Source organism: Stutzerimonas degradans (genome assembly GCF_024448505.1).
In the GTDB taxonomy this organism is placed as follows: domain Bacteria; phylum Pseudomonadota; class Gammaproteobacteria; order Pseudomonadales; family Pseudomonadaceae; genus Stutzerimonas; species Stutzerimonas degradans.
Genome location: NZ_JAMOHV010000003.1, coordinates 218,159 through 240,760, shown reverse-complemented (window position 1 = coordinate 240,760; position 22,602 = coordinate 218,159). Strand labels below are relative to the sequence as shown.

Sequence of the window (22,602 nt, the reverse complement as noted above, 5' to 3'; positions counted from 1 at the left end):
TCAAGGAACGGATCGTTCATGCACCTCGTACGCCTGCTTGCTCCGCTACTGCTGCTCGCGTTCGTCACCGGCTGCGCCGAACGGCAGCCCGCGCCGACAGCGCCGCACGCGCCGGTGGAACGCGGTTTCAGTCAGCAGGGCAAGGCGTCCTACTACGCACGTATGCACCACGGTCAGCGAACCGCCAGCGGCGAGCGTCACGACCAGAACGCGCTGGTCGCCGCCCATCGCTCGCTGCCGTTCGGCACGCGCGTGCAGGTGACCAACCTGGCCAACGGCCGCAAGGTCACCGTACGCATCAACGACCGCGGCCCGTTTCGCCGTGGCCGCATCATCGATCTCTCGCGCGCCGCCGCACAGCAGATCGGCATGATCGAGCGGGGCGTGGTGGCCGTGCGGATCGAAACGGTCGAATGAACGCGCCACACGACTCCGGGCGCTATCGTCGCGGCGCCAGCACGCCGCCGTCGGCCTCTTGCACGCCACACCCATGACACTGCTCACCCTCGCCTATCTGCTTGCCGGCCTGATTCTGCTTACCTTCGGAGCCGGCAGTCTGGTTCGTGGCGCGACACAGCTGGCGGCGCGCCTCGGCATCCCGCCGCTGGTAATCGGCCTGACCGTAGTCGCCTTCGGAACCAGCGCACCGGAGACTGCGGTCAGCCTCGAGGCGGCACTCGCCGGCAGCGGCGACATTGCGGTCGGCAACGTGATCGGCAGCAACATCGCCAACATCCTGCTGATCCTCGGACTCTGCGCACTGATTGCGCCGCTGCGGGTATCGCGCCAGCTGATCCGCCTGGACGTGCCGCTGATGCTCGGCGCCGGCCTGCTGGTCTATGCGCTGGCCTGGGACGGGCGCATCGGCCGCGGCGAAGGCGCTTTGCTGCTCGCCTGTCTCGCTGTCTATACCGCACTGCTCATTCGCGCCGCTCGCCGTCAGCGCCCCAGCGCCGGCCCCGATGAGTTCGCCGCGGAATTTAATGCGCAGCCTGGGGCCTGGCCCACGCAACTACTGCGGGTGATCGCTGGCATCGGCCTGCTAGTGGCCGGCGCTCATCTGCTGATCATCGGCGCGGTGGAGCTGGCGCGCGCGTTCGGGCTTTCCGAGCTGGTGATCGGTCTGACCGTCGTGGCAGTCGGCACCTCGCTGCCGGAACTGGCGGCCTCGCTGCTGGCGGCGCTCAAGGGTGAGCGCGACATCGCGGTCGGCAATGTGGTGGGCAGCTGCATCTTCAATCTGCTGCTGGTGCTGGGCGCCAGTGCCGCGCTGGCCGGCGGCGGCCTGTCGATCTCGCCTAATGCGCTGGCGTTCGATTTTCCCGTGATGCTCGCGGTATTCGTCGCCTGCCTGCCGATCTTCTTCTCCGGCTATCGCATCAATCGCTGGGAAGGCCTGCTGTTCCTGGCCTACTACCTGGCCTACGGCCTGTATCTGGTGATGTTCACCACCGGTCTTGGCGACCTCGATCGCCTGCGCGACGCCATGCTCTGGTTTGCCTTCCCCCTGACTGCCATTACGCTGGTGTTGATCGCCGGGCGCGCCTGGCGGCGGCAGCGCTAACCATCTTCCCACCTATGGAGTGTGTTCCGTGACCCTGATGACCTTCGTCTACCTGTTCGCCGGCCTGGTGCTGCTGGTCGCCGGCGCCGAATTGCTGGTGCGCGGCGCGGCGCGGCTGGCCGCGCAGTTCGGCATTTCGCCGCTGATCATCGGCCTGACGGTGGTGGCCTTCGGCACCAGCGCGCCGGAGATGGCGGTCAGCGTGCAATCGGCCGTGGCCGACCAGGGCGATATCGCGGTGGGTAACGTAATCGGCAGCAACATCTTCAACGTACTGTTCATCCTCGGCCTCTCGGCGCTGATCACGCCGATGCTGGTGTCGCGTCAGCTGATCCGTTTCGACGTGCCGATCATGATCGGCGCCAGCCTGCTGGCCTGGTTTCTGGCGATGGACGAGCAGTACGGGCGTCTGGATGGCGTGCTGCTATTCGGCGCGGTTCTGAGTTACACCGGCTTCCTGATCGTCAGCAGCCTGAAGTCGCGCAACAACGAGAATCAGGAATTCGAAGACGAATACGGCCTGCATGAGCCGGCCGGACGCTTCGCCAGCCTGCGCCATCTGCTGTTCATCGCCATCGGCCTGGTGCTGCTGGTGCAGGGCTCCGGCCTGCTGGTGGACGCGGCGGTCACGCTGGCCAAGGCGCTGGGGCTGTCGGAGCTGGTGATCGGTCTGACCATCATTGCCGCCGGCACCTCGCTGCCGGAGGTCGCGACTTCGGTCATCGCCGCCATCAAGGGAGAACGCGATATCGCCGTGGGCAACGTGGTCGGCAGCAACATTTTCAACCTGCTGGCGGTGCTCGGCCTCGCCTCGCTGGTTTCGCCGACGGCCATCAGCGTCTCGAGCAACGCCATCGCCTTCGACTTCCCGGTGATGATCGCCGTGGCGGCCGCGTGCCTGCCGATCTTCTTCGCCGGCTACTGCATTCGCCGCTGGGAAGGTGCGCTTTTCTTCGCCTATTACGTGATCTACACCACTTGGCTGATCATGCACAGCACCGACGCACCGGGGCTGGCCATGTTCAGTCAGGCCATGCTTTGGTTCGTTCTGCCGCTGACCCTTATCACGCTACTGGTGATCGGCGCTCGCGCCTGGAAGCTGCAGCGCTGAGCCTCTGCCGCCCGGCCGCTGCGGCCGGGCATGTGCAGTTCAGCCCTCGCGCCCCTGCAGCCGCGGCAGCTCGAAGATCTGCGCGGTCTCCTCCTCGTCGCTCAGAAGCTGGAGTGCTCCTTCGACCACGGCGCCGTTCTCCATGCTCAACTGGCGATAACGGATGTTGCCGCGCACCCGCGCATTGGAATGCAGCTCTAGCAGATGCTCGACCACCACGTCGCCGACCACCGTGCCGTCGATCAGCGCGTCGAAGCTGCTGACGTTGCCGTCGATCCGTCCTTCCGCGCTCAGCGCCAGCAGGCTATGGGTGCCCGGTTTGTGCAGGACATTGCCGCGCACTGTCCCACTGATCTTGAGGCCGTCCTCGAACTCCAGGTCGCCCGCCAGCGAGAGGTTGCCGCAAATCAGGCTGGAAAACTGGTCGATCACCACGCGCGGCGCCGGCTTCTTCTTGCTGAACATCAGGTACTCCAAGATCAATGGGCTTTTTTCTTCTGCTGACGGAAGAACGCCAGCTCGGTTTGCAATTGCTCGATTTGCGCGGACAGCTGGGCATTGCGGCGCAGCAACTGCGCGTTGGTGGCCTGGATTTCCTGACGCTGCAAGCGGCCCTGCGCAAGCGTCGCCTGCAGCGCCTGGTTCGCCGTGGTGAGCTGCTCGACGCGCTGCGCGTGCGCGCTGCCGTCGGCGTGGCGCAACCACAGCAGCCCGGCAATCGCCGCCAGCAGGAGCAGCGGCAACCAGGGCAGGCGCCGAGGCCGGATCACCCGCGGCCGATGCTCGGCGCGCAGCAGCTCGCGGCTGGAATGCGCGCTAGTCCGCCGCCAGATCATCGTCGACGCGCTGCAGATCACCGAGGGCGAGGAAGCGCTGCGGATCGACGAAGCGCCCCTGGTGCAACACCTCGAAATGCAGGTGCGGACCGGTGGAGCGCCCGGTCGAGCCGACCGCGCCGACGCGCTGCTGCGGTGTGACGATGTCGCCGGCGCGCACGTGCAAGCGTGACAGGTGCGCATAGCGTGTCACCAGCCGATTGCCGTGGTCGATTTCCACCAGTTTGCCGTAGGCGCCCCGATGACCGGCAAAGCGCACCCGACCGCCCGCTGCGGCGAACACATCGGAGCCTGCGCTCAGCGCGAAATCCACGCCGGAGTGGAAGGCCAGCTGCTGCCGGAATGGATCGATCCGATTGCCATAGGCCGAACCCAGCCGCGCCGGTCCCACCGGACGATGCGAGGGGATCGTCATCAGCGCCGCGTTACGCTCGGCCACGCCCCGCATCAACGCATCCACCACGCTACGCAGACAGCGTGCCGAGGTTTCGCTTTGCTGCAAATCGAGCAGGGGCTCGCGCTCGACTGCGGGCGTCTGGCCCTGCGCACAACCGCGCGGCGGCAGCAACAGGCCGCCCTGAGCGCCCGCCAGCGGTGCCGGCGCAAGCACCGGCAGCAGCGCCGGATCCAGCGCGGACAGCTCGCGCTCGAGCACCCGCTGCTCGCTCAGCATCCGCTGCAGGGCGAGCACATCGGACTCCAGTGACTTCATCCGCCCGACCATTTCGCCAACCCGTGCGATGACGAAATGCCCCTCGCTGGGCGGCGTCGACTCCTCGACGCTGATCGCCGCGCGCGCTATTCCAAGACCCTTCCCGACCCAGACGCCGCCACCAAAGATCAGCAGGCTCAAAGGCAGAGACAGCGCCAGGCACGGCGCCAGCAGTCGCCGCGGATTGACCACCCGATTGGTCTCACGCGTCAGCGAGCGGTTCGAAGGCGTAAAAAACGACATCGTGGCGTCCCCCAGAAAAACCGAGGGCGATTGGACGGCAGCGGAAGATAATTTTCTGCGCGCTGTTGGGCGATTAGCGCGATCGCCGCCGGCCGATGGCCGAAAAGCCGATCACGATCACAGCGTCACTCGCGGTCGCGCTAGATCCAGCCCAGCCCGCCAAGCAGGAACAGGCCGGCATTGATGCTCAAAGCGGCCATCAGGGTGGTGATGACGATGATGGTGGCCGCCAGCTGATGGTTGGCATCGACCGCGCGTGCCATCACGAAGCTCGCCGCCGCCGTCGGGCTGGCGAAATAGAGGAACAGGATGCCCAGTTCGGCGCCCCGAAACCCGCAGGCCCAGGCGCCGAGCGTAGCCATAAGCGGCAGCCAGACCATTTTCATCAGGCTCGAACTCAGGGCGATCCCGCTACTGTCACGCAACGCCGCCAGCGACAGCGTCGCGCCAATGCAGATCAACGCCAATGGAAGCGTCATCTGCGCGAAGTACTGACCGGACGTCATCAGCCAGCCCGGCAATCCGACCTGCCAGTAGGCGAACGGAATGGCCGAAACGACCCCGATGATCAGCGGGTTGCGCGCGATGCTGAGGAGAATCGCGCGCGCATCGGGACGTGCACCTGCGCTGTAGAGCGCCAGGATCAACGCCGACAGGCTGTTGTAGAGCAGGATCACCACGCCCGCCAGCACACTGCCGGCGGACAGGCCGTAGTCGCCGTACAGGCTGGCTGCCAGTGCCAAGCCGACGATGCCGTTGTTACCGCGAAACGCGCCCTGCACATAGACTCCGCGCTCCACCCGCGGACAGCGCCAGATGGCCCAGCCCCAGGCCACGGCGAACGTGGCGATGGTCGCCAGCACAAAGTAGCCGAGCAAGGCCGGCTGCAGGGCGGTGTTCAGGTCGGCCTTGAGGATCGAGATGAACATCAGCGTTGGCATGGTGCCCTTGAACACCAACGCCGAGGCCGTGTTGACGAACGCCGCATCGATCCAGCCGACGCGCCGGAGCACCACGCCAAGAAATAGCATGGCGAATACCGGGGCGGTGACGCTCAGGGTCTGGACGACGACAGGGAACATGGGCGGACTCGTTGGTGAAGAGGCCGCCTATGGTAAACGCTTCCGCGTCGGGAACTGGAGCTTCGACAGCAGTGCTGCCGCGTCGCGGCCGGTTTTAACGCCGGACCGGACGCTTCTGCAGCTTGCGCTGCAGAGTACGGCGATGCATGCCGAGGGCGCGCGCCGTCGCCGAGATATTGCCGTCATGCTCGTTGAGCACGCGCTGGATGTGTTCCCACTGCAGGCGGTCGACCGACATCGGGTTTTCCGGCACCAGACTGTCGAGATCGGCATGCTGCGACAGCAGTGCGGCCAGCACGTCGTCGGCATCGGCCGGCTTGCACAGGTAGTTGCAGGCACCGCGCTTGATCGCCTCTACCGCGGTGGCGATGCTCGAGTAACCCGTGAGAATCAGCACGCGCATCTCGGCGTCGAGTTCGAGCAGTTTGGGCAGCAGCACCAGCCCCGAATCGCCTTCCATCTTCAGGTCGAGCACGGCGTAATCCGGGATGTCCTGGCGGGCCAGCGCCAGCCCCTCGTCGGCCGAGCCGGCGATGCTCACCCGCAGGCCGCGACGGCTCATGGCCCGGGCCATCACGCGAGTAAACGTCGGATCGTCATCTACCAGAAGCAGGTGGGGTTGTTCTTCGCCCTCGTGCTGCAACTCGTCGGTCATGTATGCATTCCTCGCAATGGGGTCACGATCAGGTCAGGCGCGCACCGAACCATGCGGCAGGCGCAGTTCGGTAAGTGTGCCACCTTCTTCGTGATTGTAGAGCTTCACCGTTCCGCCGGCGCGCGTCACGCTAGCCTGGCTGAGGAACAGGCCGAGGCCGAAACCTTTGCCCTTGGTGGTGATGAAGGGGCGGCCGATCTGCTCGGCTATGGCCAGCGGAACCCCCGCGCCGTGATCGCGGATGGTCAGTTTGATCCATTGCGCATCCCAGTCCAGGCGGATGTCCAGGTCCTCGGGACTGGCATCGGTGGCATTGTTCAGCAGGTTGAGCAACGACTGGCTGAGGTCGGCCGGCGGCATCAGGCGCGGCGCGCTGCCACGGCCGACACACTGGAAGCGATAGGTCGCCTCCGGACGCATCAGATGCCAGCGCTGCAGCACCGCGTCGACCCATTCGCGCGCCGTCTGCTCGACGATCGCCTGACGCCGGTCGGCTTCGGCGGCGCGCACCAGCTGACGCAGGCTCTCCTTGCACAGCTGCACCTGCGACTGCAGCAGGCCCAGATCCTCGTTCAGCTGCGGCTCCTTGTACTCTTGGCGCAGCTCCTTGAGCAGCACGCTCATGGTCGCCAGCGGCGTGCCGAGCTCGTGCGCGGCGCCGGCGGCCTGGGTGGCGACGGCCAGCAGCTGCTGATCGCGCAGGCTTTCCTCGCGACGCTGCGCCTGCAATTGCGCCTGTCTGCGCAACTGTTCGCCCATGCGCGCAACGAAGAAGGTGATCAGCGCGGCAGCCAGCGCGAAGCTCAGCCACATGCCATAGACCAGCAGCGTCGCGCGTTCAACCGATGGCAGGGTGATCGGGTCGTACCACACCAGCATCAGCGTGTAACCCGCCAGCGCGAGCCCGGCCAGCACCAGGGTATACAGCCACGGCAGCGTCGCGGCCGCGATGGTCAGCGGTACCAGATAGTAGGAGACGAAGGGATTGGTCGAGCCCCCCGAGTAATACAGCAGGGCGCTGTGGATCAGCAGATCGAAGCCCAGATGCACGGCATATTCCAGCTCGGTCACCGGCCAGGGGCCTCGCAGGCGCAGCGCCGCGCCAAGACACAGCAGGCCGGAGATCGCGAGCGTGATGCCCAGCGCTACCCAAGGCAGAGTCAACGCCTGGGTCGCGTAGGCGAGCCCCACCGCACCGGCCTGCGCGGCCAGCACGAGGACACGTATCAGAATCAGAAGCCGAAGGTTCTGACGGCTGGCCGAAAGCAGCTGAACGGATGCGTACATGGAGTCTCCAAAGATGCGCCGAGTATAACCAAGCCACCCGTCGGACAATCTCCATGCGGCAACGCGACGCAGAGATTCGCTGCACGGAACGTTGGTCACGGTTACAGTTTCCACTTGCCGTCGCGATCGCCGGCGTTCAAGCCCAGGAGCCTTCATGTACTACCCCATCTCTCGCACCACCGTTCTGCTGGCCGTTCTCGCCGGCTGCGCCAGCCTGCCGGCCGGCGCCACGGAGCCACGCTACAACCAGGTCTCGCTGCGCGCCGAAGTCAGCAGCGAAGTGGCGCACGACCGCATGCACGTCACCCTCTACAGCGAAGCACAGCATGAGGATCCAGCCCAGCTTGCCGCGCAGACTACCCACTCGCTGAATCAGGCGCTGCGGCAGGCCCGCCAGGCCAAGGGCGTGATCGTCAGTCAGGGCAGCCGCAGCAGCTACCCGGTCTATGACGACAAGGGCCAGCGGATCGTCGGCTGGCGCGAGCGAGCCGAGCTACGCCTGGAGAGCGGCGATTTCGCGGCGCTGTCGCAGCTGACCGGCGAGCTGATGAAGAGCCTGAAGATGGGCGACATGCGTTTCAGCGTGTCCGATCCGATCCGCAAGCAGAACGAGGATGCACTGCTCAAGGATGCCGTGGCGGCCTTTCGCGCCCGCGCCCAGCTGGCTACCGAAGCGCTGGGCGGCTCGGGCTATCGTCTGGTCAACCTGAACCTCGGCAGTGGCGGTGGTTACCAGCCGGAGATGCGCAGCGCGTCGATGAAGTTCAGCCGGGACGCCATGCCCACACCGGAGATCGAAGCCGGCACCCGTGAGATCAACGTCACGGCCGACGGCACGATTGAAGTGCAGCTGCCCTGACGGCAGATACCAGCGAACCATCGCAACAATTTCTTACAACGCTGCAAGCCCGCGTGTCACGCGGCTTGTAGCGTGCAAGAGCGCTTAAGAGAGCACTTCTCAGGCGCGAATGATGCAACATATCAACTGCGAGTAATTATCATGCGCCGCAAAATTGCACTGCGCATCGATAGGAGTTCGCATGTCCGTTCCCTTTGCCCGTACCGCCCTCGCCGCCGCCCTGCTCGGCAGCAGCCTTGGTGTCATGGCCCAGTCTTCTCCGGTCACGCTGGACAGCATGGTTGTCAGCGCCACCGGCTTCGAGCAGAAGATCACCGAGGCGCCAGCGAGCATCAGCGTGATCACTCGGGAAGAACTGCAGGAAAAGCGCTTCAGCAGCATCGCCGAAGCACTGCAGGACGTTGAAGGCGTGGACGTGCATGGCAACACCGGCAAGACCGGCGGACTGAACATCAGCATCCGCGGCATGCCCAGCGAATACACACTGATCCTCATCGACGGCCGCCGCCAGAATGCTCCCGGCGACGTTGCGCCCAACGGCTTCGGTGAAACCTCCACCAGCTTCATGCCGCCGCCCTCGGCGATCGAGCGGATCGAGGTCATCCGCGGTCCGATGTCCACTCTGTACGGCTCCGATGCGCTCGGCGGGGTGGTCAACATCATCACCCGCAAGGTCGGCAAGGAATGGGCCTCGTCGGTTGGCGTCGAGCATACCGTGCAGGAGCACAGCGACTACGGCGATAGCTCGAAGATCAACTTCTACAGCAGCGGCCCGCTGATCGACGACAAGCTGGGCCTGGCGCTGCGCGGCAGTTTCTACGACCGCGATAGCGCCAGCCTGGAATTCTCCGATTCACACCTGCCACTGAGTACCCGCGGCCCGTCGCCGGTGGAAGCCGAGAACTGGAGCGCCGGCGGCCGGCTGGCCTTCACCCCCAACCAGGATCACGACATTTCCCTGGACCTGGATCGCTCGATCCAGACCTACGGCAACGACAACTGCCAGCTCGGCAGCCTGGACGGGCTCGATCAGGACGACTGCACCACGGCGTCCACCAGCGCCTGGGGCTACCGCGACGAACTGCGTTTCGAGCGCGAATCGGCGACGCTGGCGCACACCGGGCGTTTCGCCTTCGGCACGCTGGATTCGAGTCTGATGCGCAACACCACGGAAACCATCGGCCGTACCAATCCCGGCACGCTCGGCAACCCCACCAATGCCGTACTGCCCGGGGTGATCGCCGGGTCTGATCGCGAACTGAAGGCCACCAACCTGGTGTTCGACAGCAAGCTGGTGATGCCGCTCGGCGAGGCCAACCTGCTGACGCTCGGTGGCCAGTGGTGGGAGGCCGAGTTGGACGACGGCATCGCGCTGGACACCTTCGAGCAGACCACCTGGGCGCTGTTCGCCGAGAACGAGTGGCGCATCCGCGACGACCTCGCTCTCACCGTCGGCGCGCGCTACGACGACCACGAGGAGTTCGGCGGGCAGATCACTCCGCGCACCTATCTGGTGTGGAACACCAACGACAACTGGACGATGAAGGGCGGCGTGAGCAAGGGCTACCGCGCACCGGCGATCAACGACCTGCATGACGGCATCAACGGCGTGACACGCCAGGGTCGCACCCTGACCCTGGGCAACCCCGACCTCGACCCGGAGCAATCCACCAGCTACGAATTCGGCCTGTACTACGACAACCTCGCCGGCTTCAACGCCAACGGCACGCTGTTCTATACCGATTTCAAGGACAAGATCATGTCCGGCCCGGACGTCGACTGTGCCACCACGCCCGGCGCCGGCGGCTGCCAGTGGCTGGTCGGCACTGGCCAGAGCGTCTACAGCCAGCAGGTCAACGTCGGCGAGGCGAAGACCCAGGGCATCGAACTGGCGACCCGCATTCCGCTGGCCGACGCCTGGTGGATCAATGCCAACTACACCTACACCGAGAGCGAGCAGAAGAGTGGCGACAACAAAGGCCGGCCGCTGACCAACACGCCCGACCACATGCTCAACGCGCGTCTGAACTGGCAGGCCACCGACCGCCTGAAGACCTGGCTGGCGTACGAATACCGCAGCGAAACCCTGCGCTTCCTCGATGCCCGCTCGACGCTCACCGGTGACGATGCGGCCGTCCACGATCAGGTCGGCAACGAACTGGGCGCGTACAGCCTGTTCCACCTCGGCGCCAGCTATCGCGCCAGCCAGAACCTGACCCTGCAGGCTGCCATCTACAACCTGCTCGACAAGGACTTCCTGCGCAGCGACGCCTACATCGGCAGCAACGGCCTGGACTACGTCAGCGAGTACAGCCACAGCACCCGCTCGACCTCCGGCTACATCCCCGAGGGGCGGCGGCTCTGGCTGTCCGCCAACCTGGCGTTCTGACGCCGACCATCATAACGACAGAGCCGGGCTTTGCCCGGCTCTGTCGTTTTCCACATCGAACGAATCACGTGGCGCGGCCGCAACCGCCCGTTCCGCGTTGCGCTACGGCTGGGTCAGCTGCTTGTACAGCTGCGGCAGGCGGAACGGCAGCTGCTGCGGCTCCTTGATCAGCGTGTAGCCGTTGGCGCCGAACATGTAGGGCAGATAGTCACCGGCCTCGCGGTCGATGGTGATGCAGAACGGCAGCAGGCCCTGCTTGCGCGCTTCCATCACCGCCTGGCGGGTGTCCTCGACGCCATAGCGACCCTCATAGAGATCCAGATCGTTGGGCTTGCCGTCGGTCACCAGCAGCAACAGCTTGCGCCGCTGCTTGCAGTTGCCGAGCAGCTCGGTGGCCTGGCGAATCGCCGCGCCCATGCGAGTGTAGTAACCGGGCTTGAGCGCCTGGATGCGTCCGCGGGTCTCGTCGCCATAGGGCTGACGGAAGCTCTTCAGCTCCTGCATGCGCACCTGCTGACGGCGCAGCGAGGAAAAACCGTAGAGCGCAAACTGGTCACCGACCGCCGACAGCGCCTCGCCGAACAGCAGCAGACTGTCGGTGATCACGTCGATCACCCGGTGCTCGTTGTCCAGGTGCGCATCGGTGGACATCGACAGGTCGGCCAGCAGCAGACAGGCCAGGTCGCGACGATTCTGCCGTTGCTCCATGAACAGTCCGCGCTCGGCGCACTGGCCGTTCTGCCGCTCGACGTGGAAATCCAGCCAGGCCTGCAGATCCAGCTCCGAGCCCTGCGGTTGCTGGCGCAGCCACTGCCGGTCATTGCGCAGGTGCTCGAACTGCCGGCGCAGACGGCGTGCCAGCGGCGCAAGATGCAGCGGCAGCGGTTTGGCCTCCGAGCCGCGCGGCAGCATCATCTGCAGGTTGACGAAGTCCTTCTGCAGGGTTTGCTTGCGATAATCCCACTCGGGCAGCTTGATGCCCTCGCCCAGCGGCAGGTCATCGAAATCGGCTGCCGGCAAGTCCAGATCGAGCTTGAGCCCGCCGCCCTGGCGCATGCGCTGGCGCGACAGCGCCAGCTCGTCGAGGTCCTCGGCGACGCGCGCGGCATCCAGATCCTCGGTATCGTCGCCGCAGCGATCCAGTTCGACGTGTTCGGACCAGCTGAACAGGTTTTCCAGGCGGAACAGCAGCAGCCCGCCCTTGCTGGTGCTTTCCTCGACGCGCTTGGCGCGCTTGCGCTGGCGCGATTCGCCACCCGGCGGGGTTTCCAGATTGCCCTCGCCGTCTTCACCACGGTCGGCAGCCTGCGGCTCGCCGAGATTTTCCGCCGGGTACAGCCACAGCGGGAGCGGCCAGGGCGCGCGCTCGCTGCGCGGGAACTGGCTGACGCTGCCGGGCTCGTGCAGCGCCTGGCACAACGCTCGCTCCAGCGCAGCCTCGCCCTTGGGCAGCTGGTCAGGATCGGGACGCAATGCCAGATGAGCCTCGACCAGTCGCTGATAGCGTGGACGCATGGCGGGAAACTGTTCCAGCAGCTGCTGCGTCCAGCGCTGATTGTCACGCGCCCAGTGGCGCATCTCACCGGCCTGCGCTGCGAGCAGCGCCAGCCAGCGGTAGAGATCCTGGTTCAGCGCGGCCTCGGGGTACACCGAGAGGCTTTGCGGAAGCCGAAGGTTGTTGCGATCGCACCAGGCCACCGGCAATTGTTTGCAGGTGCCGGCGACCTGTTGCAGCAGGTTGCGCCGCAGCAGCATATCCCGCGCGGCGGCGGCTTCGACACCGACACCGCTGGCCCCACCCATCGCGCGAAACAGCAGGGCCAACGAGCGCTGCATGCTTTCCAGCTCGACGCATGCCTCGGGGAAATCCGGGCTGGCGCGGCGGGTGATGAAGCGGTGCCAGACGCTGCCGACCCACTCTTCCACTTCGATGGTAAAGGCCATGGCGGGTTACTCCGTACAGGCATTTAAAAAGCGAAACGGCCCGCTAGTACCAGCCGGGCCGTCGGTCATCGCTACGCTTCGTCTCAGGCCGCGGTGGCGGCTGTCGAGGCGACCGTTACCCGGCCACGCTGCTTGAAGCTGTACAGGTAGCAGATCAGGCCGATCAGGAAGAACACACCAGCCACCAGGCGCAGCCAGAAGAAGATGGCCAGCTGGTCAGTAGTGTTCATGAACGACATGGCGGCGCCATCTGCCGGGATGCGTTGCAGCCAGACCTGTACCACGCCTGCAGCGGTGAGGAACAGGGTGATCAGCACCATCGAGATGGTCATCAGCCAGAAGCCCCAGATCTCCACGGTCTGCGCACGAGCATCCGGCGCTTCACCGAGGCCACGCAGACGCGGCATGGCGTAGCTGATCATGGTCATGATGATCATCGCGTAGGCACCGTAGAACGCCAGGTGACCGTGAGCGGCAGTGAGCTGCGAACCGTGGGTGTAGTAGTTCACCGGAGCCAGGGTGTGCAGGAAGCCCCACACGCCAGCACCGAGGAACGCAGTCACGGTAGTGCCCATTGCCCAGATCGCGGCAGCGCGGTTCGGGTGCTCGCGGCGGCGACGGTTCACCATGTTGAAGGCGAACAGCACCATGGCGAAGAACGGCAGCGGTTCCAGAGCGGAGAAGATCGAACCCAGCCACAGCCACACGGTCGGCGCACCGATCCAGAAGAAGTGGTGACCTGTACCGATGATGCCGGTGATCAGAGCCATGGCGATGATCACGTACAGCCACTTCTCGATCACTTCACGGTCAACGCCGGTGATCTTGATCAGGACGAAGGCCAGCATCGAACCCATGATCAGTTCCCACACGCCTTCCACCCACAGGTGCACCACGAACCACCAGTAGTACTTGTCGCGCGCCAGGTTTTCCGGGTTGTAGAAGGAGAACAGGAAGAACACCGCCAGGCCGACCAGACCGGTCATCATGACCGTGCTGACCACGGTCTTGCGACCTTTGAGCATGGTCATACCGATGTTGTAGAGGAAGCCCAGGGCCACCACTACGATACCGATCTTGGTGATCGTCGGTTGCTCGAGGAACTCGCGTCCCATCGTCGGCAGCAGTTCGTTGTGAGTCAGCTCTGCCAGACCGGCGTAGGGCACGAACAGGTAGCCGAGAATCGTCAGCACGCCCGCGGCGGCAAACACCCAGAACAGGATGATGGCCAGTTTGGGGCTATGCAGTTCGCGATCCGCTTCCTCGGGAATGAGGTAGTAGGCCGCGCCCATGAAGCCGAACAGCAGCCAGACGATCAGCAGGTTGGTGTGGACCATACGGGCCACGTTGAATGGCAGCAGCGGGAACAGGAAGTCACCCACCACGTACTGCAGACCCATGATCAGACCGAACAGAATCTGGCCGACGAACAGCATCAGCGCAAACACGAAGTAAGGTTTGGCAACAGCCTGCGATTGGAATTTGAGATGCGGATTAATGATGCCCATCTCGTAGCCCTCCTAAGGATTCGGAAACAAAGACGTTCATCAACTCAACCTTCCTTGTTTGGCGGCCAGTTGTTGGTGTCGATTTTCGAAGTCCACTTGAGGAACTCCGCCATATCGTCTACTTGCTGTTCGGTCAGGTTGAACTGCGGCATGGCGCGACGACCCGGTGCCCCAAGGGGCTGAGCCTTCATCCAGGCGTGCAGGAAAGGCTTGAAGGCCTCTTCGCCACCGCGACGGACGAACACGTTGCCCAGCTCCGGCGCGAAGTAGGCGCCCTCACCAAGCAGGCTGTGACAGCCGATGCAGTTGTTGTTTTCCCAGACCGCCTTGCCGCGCACCACCGCCTCGGTGATTTCCGACTCGTTGGATCGCTCGGGAAAGGTCTGTTCTGTGTGATAGGTCAGGCCTAGGAATACCAGGAAGAAGAACACGCTTCCCCCGAAGTAAATATTCCTGGCCATCCCCTTGGTGAAGGTCTCGGACATGGTCGCCTCCTCATGGCTTGGCGTGGCCAGTTTAAGAAGGCGCCTATCGAAACGTGCTTGATGGCAATCAAGAAAAACCTGAACACAACAGTCGGGCATTACACGAAGGGAAAATCAGCCGGCGCCTGCGCAAAAATGCGCCAGCTCCGATGCCAGAGCAGCCGGCAGTGGGTGCGCCGGCCTGGCTTAAGCCCGACGCTCAGGCGCCGCGCTGGGCGGCCACGCGCAGGCCGGTCTTCTTCAGGATGCGGCTGGACACCAGCATCTCGTCCGCTCGGCAGGCTTCGCCGAGCAGCGCACGGATCTGGTTGCGATAGGCGTCGATGTCCCGCGCGTCGCGCCCATGCACCATCGCGAAGAGGTTGTAGCGCCAACCGTCGCGGCGTGGCCGCCGGTAGCAGTGACTGACGAATGCCTGGGCGCCGATCAGCGGGCCGAGGCGGGCCATCTCGGCATCGTCGACATCCCAGACGGTCATGCCGTTGTGCCGGTAACCCAGCCGGTAGTGGTTGGGTACGGCGGCGATGCGACGGATCGCTCCTGCCGCCTGCAGGCGCTGCAGCAAGGCGAGCGTCGCATCCACCTCCAGCCCCAGCTCGTCGGCCAGCCAGGCCCAGGGATCGTCGACCAGCGGCAACCCGGCCTCGGTGAGTTCGACCAGACGTCGCTGCAATTGGGCGTCAGACGGGGAAGTGCAATCCGACATGATAGGTCTCCTCCTTCGGCAGGTTGAGCACCGGCAAGCCGGTCTGCGCCTCGATCCGCGCGATGGTTTCGGCGATCCCCTCAGGGGTCGCGCAGCCGAGCACGAACCACATGTTCCAGGCGTGCTCGCGCCGGTAGTTGTGCGCAACCTCCGGCATGGCGTCGAGGATTGCCGCCACCTCGTCGAAGCGCTCCTCAGGGACGGACAAAGCCGCCAGGGTGAAGGCGCCGCCCAGGCGCTCGATATCGAACATCGGACCGAAGCGGGTCAGCGTGCCGTCGTCGAGCAGCGCCTGCACGCGTGCGCGCAGCGCCTCGGAACTGCTGCCAAGCTCCTCGGCCAGCGCTTGCCACGGCTGCCGTACCAGTGGCAGACCATGCTGCAGGCGGTTGATCAGCTGGCGGTCGAAATCATCCATGCGCAGCCTCTCTGACCAGCGGCGGGGCGTAACGGCCGCCGCACTGTTTATAGGCGCGGGTGCTGAACAGCAACTGGTGCGGCACCTCGCTGAGGCCATGCTCGGCGAGCAGCGTCTCGATCAGCTGGCAGACCTGCTCGCGCTCCCGTCCGTGAACCATGCAGAACAGGTTGTACGGCCACTGCGGCAGCCGCCGCGGGCGCTGGTAGCAAAGATTGACGCCGGCAGCCAGGCCGAGCCGGCGACCGATCTCATCGACTTCGGCATCGGGGATATCCAGCACCAGCATGGCGTTAGCCCGAAAACCCAGCGCGCGATGCTTGAGCACCAGCCCGACACGGCGGAACAAGCCGTCCTCCTGCCAGCGCCGGACCTGGTCAAGCACCTGCTCCTCGCTGCTGCCGATCTGCTCGGCGAGCTGTCGATAGGGCCGTGCCGCCAGCGGCAGGCCGGCCTCCAGCAGGCGGCGCAGGTGCATCGCCTGCAGATCGTTCAGCGCAATGCTCATGACGGTTCTCCCAACGGGAAGCCGAGATCGATGCGGTAGGCATGCAGCATCGGCAGGTCAAGCGGCACCAGGCCGGTATCGGCCTCAATCTCGGCCAGCAGGCGATCGAGATGCGGGCGGTCCGGGCCGGTCAGCACGAACCACAGGTTGTAGTGATGCTCGCGCAGATAGTTGTGGTTGACCTCGGGAAAGGCGCTGATGCGCGCGGCAACCTGTTCCAGCCGCGCTTGCGGCACGGCGAGCGCGACCAGGGTGCTGGCGCCGGCACGGCTGTGCTCGAACACCGGACCGATCCGCGACAGGCCACCGAACTCCTGCAGCTGTTCCAGGCGCGCCAGCACCTCGCTCTCGTCGCAGCCCAGCTCGTCGGCCATGGCGCGATAGGGTTCGGCGCACAGGGGCATGCCGTGCTGATAGCGGTCGATCAGGCGGCGGCTGAGATCGTCGATCATCATGGTCACAGCCCCGTCTCGTGTGCGCGACTGCTGAAGAAGATACCGCTCGGGCTTTCGGCCGGCAGGCGCTTGAGCAATTGCAGGCGGTACGGGTCCCATACCTGGACTTCGTTGCCGTCGCGCACCGACAGCCAGAGCTGGTCGCCGCGTGCGGTGAATTCCATGTGCAGCACCGCGGGTCCCGGCTCGAGGTCGGCGATGATCTTGTGCGTTTCGCTGTCGATGACCTGAATCCGGTGGTTGTCCGGGTGGGCGAAGTTGACCCAGATCTGCCGCGCATCGGGCCGTGCCATGACGAACACCGGCTGACCGGCGACATCGATGGCGTCGGTCTGCTTCCAGTTCTGCGAATCCATCACCAGCACGCGGTGCTGGCCGATCGCCGGGACGAAGGTCTGGTTACCGGCGACCGTCCAGCCTTCCAGATGCGGCATCTTGTAGACCGGCAGTTTTTCCTGCCCACGACCGTAGCCATCGAGAATGCGCTCGACGCCCTTCTCCGGGTGCCACAGATCGATCTTGCCCATGCCGTCTTCGCCGAACAGGCCGGCGATGTAATAGCGGCCTTCGGGCGTCAGCAAGGCGTCGTAGGGTTGTTTGCCGATGTTGTCGAAACGCGTGATCTTCGGGGTGTTGCCCTGGCTGAAATCCAGCAGCCAGGTTTCGTTGGTATCGAACAGGCTGTAGATGAAACGCTTGCCGGGCACGTCGGTGACGCCAACTACCCGCGAATTGCGGCTGCCATCGGCCAGCGGCGTGGCCGGAATGTCGGCAACCAGCTCGAGCGTCTGAGCATCGAATACCTTGACGCCACCCGGCTCGTAGTTGCCGACGGCGATCAGCGTGCCGTCCTGGCTGATCGCGCCGCCGATGCTGTTACCAGCCTGCACCACGCGCTTGTCGATACGCTGTTCGAGCAGGTCGACCTTGGTCAGCCCGCCGTCGCGGCCGAACACATAGGCAAAGCGCTGATCGCGGGAAAACACCACCGAGGCGTGGGACAGATCGCCCAAGCCCTCGACCCGTGCCAGGCGGGTCTGGCCGCTGCTCTCGATGATTTGCAGGCTGCCGGTGGCACGCTCGACGATCACGCCGAGATCGCCGCTGCCACGCAGCGGTTGTTGCGCACAGGCGCCAAGCAGCAGGCAGGCCGCGGCCAGCAGCAAAGACGGACGGTTCATGGCTTTGGATATCCTTGCAGAAGCAGATCGACCAGCCAGGCGATGTCCTGCTCGTCGAGCAGGGCCTTCCAGCCGGGCATGGCGGTACCGGGACGACCGTGGGTGACGGTGGCGATCAGGCTGTCGCGGGGTTTGCCGGCAAGCGCGTCGCGGGTCAGCGCCGGGCCGAGGCCGCCGGTCATGCGCAGGCCGTGGCAGGAGCCACAGTCCTGCAGGAGCAGATGCTCGAGTTGCGCCTGGCGTTCGGCGGCGGGCGCCGCGGCCAGGGCCGCAGGAATCAGGAGGAGGGACGCCAGGGTCAGCCCCAAACGTGATACTGCGTGTCGGGAGCGGGTCATGGCGTCCTCCAGGGGTGTTACTTGAGACTCAGGACCCAGGTAGCCAGGGCCTTGGCTTCTTCTTCGGTCACGGCATTTGGCGGCATCGGGATCGGGCCCCACTTGCCTTGGCTGCCGTTCTTGATGCTGGCGGCCAGCGTATCGACGGCGCCATCAACGCCGGCATTCTTCGCTGCCACTTCCTTCAGAGCCGGGCCGACCAGTTTGGCGTCGACGCTGTGGCAGGCCGCGCAGGGCTTGCTCTTGAACAGCGCTTCGCCGTCCTGGGCCAGCGCTGGCTGCAGGGCCAGAGCGCCGCCAAGGGCGAGCAGCGGGAGCAGAACTTTCTTCATGAGTACTTCCTCAAGGCTAAAGAAGGGGCGGATCTTGAGGCCCGCCCCCGGGGCTAAACTCAGTAAACGTCGTACTGAGTGTTGTGGACGTTAAATTTACCGGTTGGGGTAATCAACCTTTTGTCCTTGATCACTGTTTTGAGTTTCAGGGTCTTGTCGTCAACCACCACGATGGCCGACTCCTCTTCCTGACCACTCCACACCGAGAACCACACCTCGTCGCCGGCCTCGTTGTACTCAGGCTGCACGACGCGCTTGGCACCGTCCTTCAGACCGGCCCACTCGCCGATCGGCAGAACCTTGAAGCCCGCTTCCAGGTTGCTGATGTCGAACACCGCGGCCGACTGGCTGACCTTGGCATCCGGGTGGAAGGTGGTATCCAGGTACAGGTGCTTGGACTTCGGATGGGTCTTGATGAACAGCGAACCACCGCCCTGGCCCTTCAGGGTGTCGACGTGCTTCCACGCGTACTGCGGGTGGTTCTTCGGATCGGTACCGATCAGCGAGATGCTCTCGTCGCCCAGGTGGCTGGTTGCCCAAACCGGACCGTATTTCGGGTGGTTGAAGTTGGCGCCACGACCCGGGTGCGGGATCTTGCCGACTTCGACCAGCGCGCTCAGCTTGCGCTCCTTGGAGTCGACCACCGCAACCTTGTTGGAGTTGTTGGCGGCCGTCATGAAGTAGCGGTGCGTGCTGTCCCAGCCACCGTCATGCAGGAACGGCGCGGCGTTGATGCTGGTGGTGGTGAGGTTGTCGATGTCCTTGTAGTTGACCAGCAGAATCTTGCCGGTTTCCTTGACGTTGACGATGAACTCCGGATGCTCGTGCGAGGCGATGATCGCCGCGACGCGCGGTTCCGGGTGGTATTCCTGCTTGTCCACAGTCATGCCACGGGTGGAGACGATCTGCAGCGGCTGCAGGGTCTCGCCGTCCATGATGGTGAACTGCGGCGGCCAGTAGTCGCCGGCGATGACGTACTTGTCCTCGTAGCCCTTGTACTTGGAAGTCTCGACCGAACGAGCCTCGATACCTACCTTGATCTCGGCGACCTTGGTCGGCTCCTTGGCCCACAGGTCGATCATGTCGATCTTGGCGTCACGACCGATCACCAGCAGGTAGCGGCCGGAGGCCGACATGCGCGAAATGTGCACGGCGTAGCCGGTGTCGATGGTCTTGACGATCTTCTTGGTTTCGCCGTCGATCAGCGCGATCTTGCCGTCGTCACGCAGGGTGACGGAGAACAGGTTCGGCAGGTCGAGATCGTTCATCTGCTTCTTCGGACGATCTTCCGGCTTGACCAGGACCTTCCAGGAATTCTTCATCTCGGCCATGCCCCACTCCGGCGGAGTCGGCGGGGTGTGCTGGATGTACTTGGCCATCAAGGTGATCTGGTCCTTGGTCAGCGCGTTCGAGGTGCCCCAGTTGGGCATACCCGCCGGCGAACCGTAGGTGATCAGCGCTTCCAGATAGGCCTGGCCGCGCTCCTGGGTGATGTCCGGGGTCAGCGGCTTGCCGGTGGCGCCTTTACGCAGCACGCCGTGGCAGCCGGCGCAGCGCTGGAAGTAGATTTCCTTGGCCTGCTCGAACTCACCGGCGCTCAGATCCGGCGCGCCCGGAGAACGCACGACCTGCGCACTGGCTGGGTCGACGGTCGACGCTTGGCCCTTATAAGCGGCCTGGGCTTTGTCTTCTGCTGTGTCCTGCGCCTGGGCCACGCCCAGAGCAAGCAGCGAAAAGCCGGCGACAAGTCCGGCCAGTAGTGGTTTGCGCATACGTTTTCTCCTCTGAATCGCCTCATGCGATTCCTGCTAAGTGACGGCGGTGCGGCAATTCCAGTGATTAATTGGTGCGGTTGCATCCTAGGAGAGCCCAAATCGCCGAGCGCTTGACGGCAATCAAGAGACCCCCCGACACCCCCTAGGCGTGACGCCTTGTCGCGGGGGCGACGATAGCCCGGCACTTGGCGCTGCGAGTAGCAAATGCCTGACCGGCGGCGACCAATTCGAGCAGGGCTTGACCGCGATCAAGCTTTGCCGGCGGATGCCTTGAGGGGCAGCGATGCGAGCGGTAGTTTGTCGTTCGTGATTAACCGACTACCGCAGTGAGGTATTGCCCGTGAATGCGCCCGAAAGACTGACCGTAGTTGCCGACACTCCCGACGCGCCGTTCTATCAGCCCCTGGGCAACGAACAGGCGTTGTTCGAGCAGGCCTGGCAACACGGCATGCCCGTGCTGATCAAGGGACCGACCGGTTGCGGCAAGACCCGCTTCGTGCAGCACATGGCGCATCGTCTGGGATTGCCGCTGTATACCGTGGCCTGCCATGACGACCTCTCCGCCGCCGACCTCGTCGGCCGTCACCTGATCGGCGCGCAAGGCACCTGGTGGCAGGACGGCCCGCTGACCCGGGCAGTGCGTGAAGGCGGCATCTGCTACCTCGATGAAGTGGTCGAGGCACGCCAGGACACCGCCGTGGTGCTGCACCCGCTGGCCGACGACCGCCGCGAGCTGTTCATCGAACGCACCGGCGAGGCGCTCAAGGCCCCGCCGGGCTTCATGCTGGTGGTGTCGTACAACCCCGGTTACCAGAATCTGCTCAAGGGCATGAAGCCCAGTACCCGCCAGCGCTTCGTCGCCATGCGCTTCGACTATCCGCCGCAGGCCGAGGAAGAGCGCATCGTCGCCAACGAGGCCCAGGTCGATGCCGCGCTCGCCGCGCAGGTGGTCAAGCTCGGCCAGGCACTGCGCCGGCTCGAGCAGCACGACCTGGAGGAAGTCGCCTCCACCCGTCTGCTGATCTTCACCGCCCGCATGATCCGCTCCGGCATGACGCCGCGTCAGGCCTGCCTGGCCTGTCTCGCCGAGCCGCTGTCGGACGACCCGCAAACCGTCGCCGCGCTGATGGAGGTCGTCGATGTCCACTTCGGCTGAGGTGCTCACGCGCCCGGTTCGGCGGCTGCCGGGCGACCTGGCGATGTGGTTCTTCATCCTCGCCGAGCTGACCGTGTTCGCCCTGCTGATCGTCGCCTTCGCCGTGACCCAGCTGCTCGATCCGGCGATGTTCGCCGAAAGCCGGCAGGCGCTGGACAGCTCCATCGGCCTGGCGCTGACGCTCAGCCTGCTGACCTCGGGGCTGTTCGCCGCGCTGGCGGTCGAGCAGGTACGCGCCGACCGCCAGGGCCGCGCCGGCCTGCTGCTGCTCGCCGCGCTGCTGTCATCCTGCGTCTATGTGGTGCTCAAGCTGAACGAGTACGGGCATCTGGCCTCGCTCGGCCTAGGGCTCGAACACAACCGCTTCTTCACCCTTTACTGGATCCTCACCGGCTTCCATTTCCTGCACGTGCTGCTGGGCATGGTGATCCTCGGCTGGATGGCCGAGCGCTGCCGGCGCCGCGCCTACTCACCGCAACACCACGGTGGGATGGAATCCGGCGTGCTCTACTGGCACATGGTCGATCTGGTCTGGGTGTTGCTGTTCCCGCTGGTGTACGTACTGAACTGACGAGGTAGCCATGTCCGCTTCAAAAGTCCTGGTTGGCTGCTGGCTGGGACTGGCCCTGCTCTCCATCACCACCGTGCTGCTCGGCAGCGCCGGTTCGACCCTGCTGCTCGGCGGCACCATTCTGCTGGTGGCGCTGGGCAAGGCCTGGCTGATCACCGAAGGCTTCATGGAGCTGCGCCACGCGCCGCGCCTGTGGCGCCTGCTGCTGCTCGCCTGGCCGCTGCTGATCGCACTGATCGTCATCCTGCTGATGCTGCGCGGCAACTAGCCACAGCCCCCTGCGCGCCGGCGACAGCGCCGGCGCCAGGCCCTGCCCTCCGCTCTTCCCAACCGCACGTCGCGCCGCCCTGGCGCGGTGGCGGCATATCCGGTCTTTTATTGTTTCTCGTCAAGGATAGGCTCCGGGCGCTCGTTGATCCTGCACCCCATCGAGGCAGGTCACCGCGGGTGGCGTGCCCACGGAGCCCCGCGCTCCCCGAGGAGAAAC

At 64.9% G+C, this 22,602-nt stretch carries 25 protein-coding genes; 8 read left to right on the top strand and 17 right to left on the bottom strand.

Annotation, left to right across the window (positions count from 1 at the left end):
* Positions 1–18: 18 nt before the first annotated feature.
* The 3 genes from NAV27_RS06290 (at position 19) to NAV27_RS06280 (ending at position 2,675) form a co-directional block, all read left to right on the top strand.
* A complete protein-coding gene (locus tag NAV27_RS06290; protein WP_043295780.1) occupies positions 19–417 on the top strand; it encodes a septal ring lytic transglycosylase RlpA family protein in 399 nt (132 codons plus the stop codon).
* A gap of 73 nt (positions 418–490) precedes the next feature.
* Positions 491–1,564: a calcium/sodium antiporter gene (locus NAV27_RS06285; protein ID WP_102827601.1), complete on the top strand. Its 1,074-nt coding sequence runs from the start codon at positions 491–493 to the stop codon at positions 1,562–1,564.
* A gap of 28 nt (positions 1,565–1,592) precedes the next feature.
* A complete protein-coding gene (locus NAV27_RS06280; RefSeq protein ID WP_102827602.1) occupies positions 1,593–2,675 on the top strand; it encodes a calcium/sodium antiporter in 1,083 nt (360 codons plus the stop codon).
* 39 nt (positions 2,676–2,714) lie between these two features.
* On the opposite strand, the gene NAV27_RS06275 is transcribed toward NAV27_RS06280, so the two are convergent.
* The 6 genes from NAV27_RS06275 to NAV27_RS06250 all read right to left on the bottom strand — a co-directional run bounded on the left by NAV27_RS06275 (position 2,715) and on the right by NAV27_RS06250 (position 7,490).
* Positions 2,715–3,140, bottom strand: coding sequence for a bactofilin family protein (locus tag NAV27_RS06275; protein WP_102827744.1), 426 nt, complete (start codon positions 3,138–3,140; stop codon positions 2,715–2,717).
* A 14-nt stretch (positions 3,141–3,154) separates the two neighbouring features.
* Positions 3,155–3,511, bottom strand: a complete 357-nt coding sequence (locus NAV27_RS06270; protein WP_102827603.1) for a hypothetical protein — start codon at positions 3,509–3,511, stop codon at positions 3,155–3,157.
* The gene (locus tag NAV27_RS06265) at positions 3,492–4,466 is read right to left on the bottom strand and encodes a M23 family metallopeptidase (protein ID WP_102827604.1); all 975 of its coding nucleotides are present in this window, start codon (positions 4,464–4,466) and stop codon (positions 3,492–3,494) included. Before NAV27_RS06265 ends, NAV27_RS06270 begins: the two co-directional genes overlap by 20 nt.
* A 140-nt stretch (positions 4,467–4,606) precedes the next feature.
* Positions 4,607–5,548: an AEC family transporter gene (locus NAV27_RS06260; RefSeq protein ID WP_102827605.1), complete on the bottom strand. Its 942-nt coding sequence runs from the start codon at positions 5,546–5,548 to the stop codon at positions 4,607–4,609.
* A 94-nt stretch (positions 5,549–5,642) separates the two neighbouring features.
* Complete coding sequence (locus NAV27_RS06255) at positions 5,643–6,203, bottom strand: response regulator transcription factor (protein ID WP_003287379.1); 561 nt, start codon at positions 6,201–6,203, stop codon at positions 5,643–5,645.
* 33 nt (positions 6,204–6,236) lie between these two features.
* Positions 6,237–7,490, bottom strand: coding sequence for an ATP-binding protein (locus NAV27_RS06250; protein ID WP_008567338.1), 1,254 nt, complete (start codon positions 7,488–7,490; stop codon positions 6,237–6,239).
* A 154-nt stretch (positions 7,491–7,644) separates the two neighbouring features.
* Between NAV27_RS06250 and NAV27_RS06245 the strand changes: the two genes are divergently transcribed.
* Positions 7,645–8,349 carry an SIMPL domain-containing protein gene (locus NAV27_RS06245; RefSeq protein WP_102827606.1) on the top strand — a complete coding sequence of 235 codons (705 nt, stop codon included), beginning with the start codon at positions 7,645–7,647 and terminating at the stop codon, positions 8,347–8,349.
* 181 nt (positions 8,350–8,530) lie between these two features.
* Positions 8,531–10,738: a TonB-dependent receptor domain-containing protein gene (locus NAV27_RS06240; RefSeq protein ID WP_102827607.1), complete on the top strand. Its 2,208-nt coding sequence runs from the start codon at positions 8,531–8,533 to the stop codon at positions 10,736–10,738.
* Positions 10,739–10,840: 102 nt separating this feature from the next.
* Here the strand turns inward: NAV27_RS06240 and NAV27_RS06235 are convergent, their stop codons facing one another.
* From NAV27_RS06235 to nirS, 11 genes are all read right to left on the bottom strand, one after another.
* Positions 10,841–12,682, bottom strand: coding sequence for a nitric oxide reductase activation protein NorD (locus NAV27_RS06235; protein ID WP_102827608.1), 1,842 nt, complete (start codon positions 12,680–12,682; stop codon positions 10,841–10,843).
* Between the two features lie 83 nt (positions 12,683–12,765).
* A complete protein-coding gene (locus tag NAV27_RS06230; protein ID WP_008567341.1) occupies positions 12,766–14,190 on the bottom strand; it encodes a cbb3-type cytochrome c oxidase subunit I in 1,425 nt (474 codons plus the stop codon).
* Between the two features lie 44 nt (positions 14,191–14,234).
* On the bottom strand, positions 14,235–14,675 hold the full coding sequence (locus NAV27_RS06225; RefSeq protein WP_008567342.1) for a c-type cytochrome: 441 nt from the start codon (positions 14,673–14,675) through the stop codon (positions 14,235–14,237).
* A gap of 199 nt (positions 14,676–14,874) precedes the next feature.
* On the bottom strand, positions 14,875–15,381 hold the full coding sequence (gene ahbB / locus NAV27_RS06220) for a siroheme decarboxylase subunit beta (RefSeq protein WP_036997450.1): 507 nt from the start codon (positions 15,379–15,381) through the stop codon (positions 14,875–14,877).
* Positions 15,356–15,799, bottom strand: a complete 444-nt coding sequence (locus NAV27_RS06215) for an Lrp/AsnC family transcriptional regulator (protein ID WP_003287391.1) — start codon at positions 15,797–15,799, stop codon at positions 15,356–15,358. Before NAV27_RS06215 ends, ahbB (NAV27_RS06220) begins: the two co-directional genes overlap by 26 nt.
* On the bottom strand, positions 15,792–16,307 hold the full coding sequence (gene ahbB, locus NAV27_RS06210; RefSeq protein ID WP_003287392.1) for a siroheme decarboxylase subunit beta: 516 nt from the start codon (positions 16,305–16,307) through the stop codon (positions 15,792–15,794). The genes NAV27_RS06215 and ahbB (NAV27_RS06210) overlap by 8 nt, the downstream gene beginning before the upstream one ends.
* A complete protein-coding gene (locus tag NAV27_RS06205) occupies positions 16,304–16,762 on the bottom strand; it encodes an Lrp/AsnC family transcriptional regulator (protein ID WP_036997452.1) in 459 nt (152 codons plus the stop codon). Before NAV27_RS06205 ends, ahbB (NAV27_RS06210) begins: the two co-directional genes overlap by 4 nt.
* A 2-nt stretch (positions 16,763–16,764) precedes the next feature.
* A complete protein-coding gene (locus tag NAV27_RS06200) occupies positions 16,765–17,943 on the bottom strand; it encodes a cytochrome D1 domain-containing protein (protein WP_102827609.1) in 1,179 nt (392 codons plus the stop codon).
* A complete protein-coding gene (locus NAV27_RS06195) occupies positions 17,940–18,281 on the bottom strand; it encodes a c-type cytochrome (RefSeq protein WP_054093554.1) in 342 nt (113 codons plus the stop codon). The genes NAV27_RS06200 and NAV27_RS06195 overlap by 4 nt, the downstream gene beginning before the upstream one ends.
* Before the next feature lie 17 nt (positions 18,282–18,298).
* Positions 18,299–18,613 (bottom strand): c-type cytochrome, encoded by a 315-nt coding sequence (locus tag NAV27_RS06190; protein ID WP_003287397.1) that lies wholly within the window; start codon positions 18,611–18,613, stop codon positions 18,299–18,301.
* A 59-nt stretch (positions 18,614–18,672) separates the two neighbouring features.
* A complete protein-coding gene (nirS, locus tag NAV27_RS06185) occupies positions 18,673–20,385 on the bottom strand; it encodes a nitrite reductase (RefSeq protein ID WP_003287399.1) in 1,713 nt (570 codons plus the stop codon).
* A 343-nt stretch (positions 20,386–20,728) separates the two neighbouring features.
* Between nirS and NAV27_RS06180 the strand changes: the two genes are divergently transcribed.
* The 3 genes from NAV27_RS06180 to NAV27_RS06170 are packed head-to-tail and all read left to right on the top strand — an operon-like array spanning position 20,729 to position 22,383.
* The gene (locus NAV27_RS06180; protein WP_008567347.1) at positions 20,729–21,544 is read left to right on the top strand and encodes a CbbQ/NirQ/NorQ/GpvN family protein; all 816 of its coding nucleotides are present in this window, start codon (positions 20,729–20,731) and stop codon (positions 21,542–21,544) included.
* Positions 21,528–22,115, top strand: coding sequence for a cytochrome c oxidase subunit 3 (locus tag NAV27_RS06175; protein ID WP_003287401.1), 588 nt, complete (start codon positions 21,528–21,530; stop codon positions 22,113–22,115). Before NAV27_RS06180 ends, NAV27_RS06175 begins: the two co-directional genes overlap by 17 nt.
* A 10-nt stretch (positions 22,116–22,125) precedes the next feature.
* Positions 22,126–22,383 carry a cytochrome C oxidase subunit IV family protein gene (locus NAV27_RS06170; RefSeq protein WP_003287403.1) on the top strand — a complete coding sequence of 86 codons (258 nt, stop codon included), beginning with the start codon at positions 22,126–22,128 and terminating at the stop codon, positions 22,381–22,383.
* Positions 22,384–22,602: the final 219 nt, after the last annotated feature.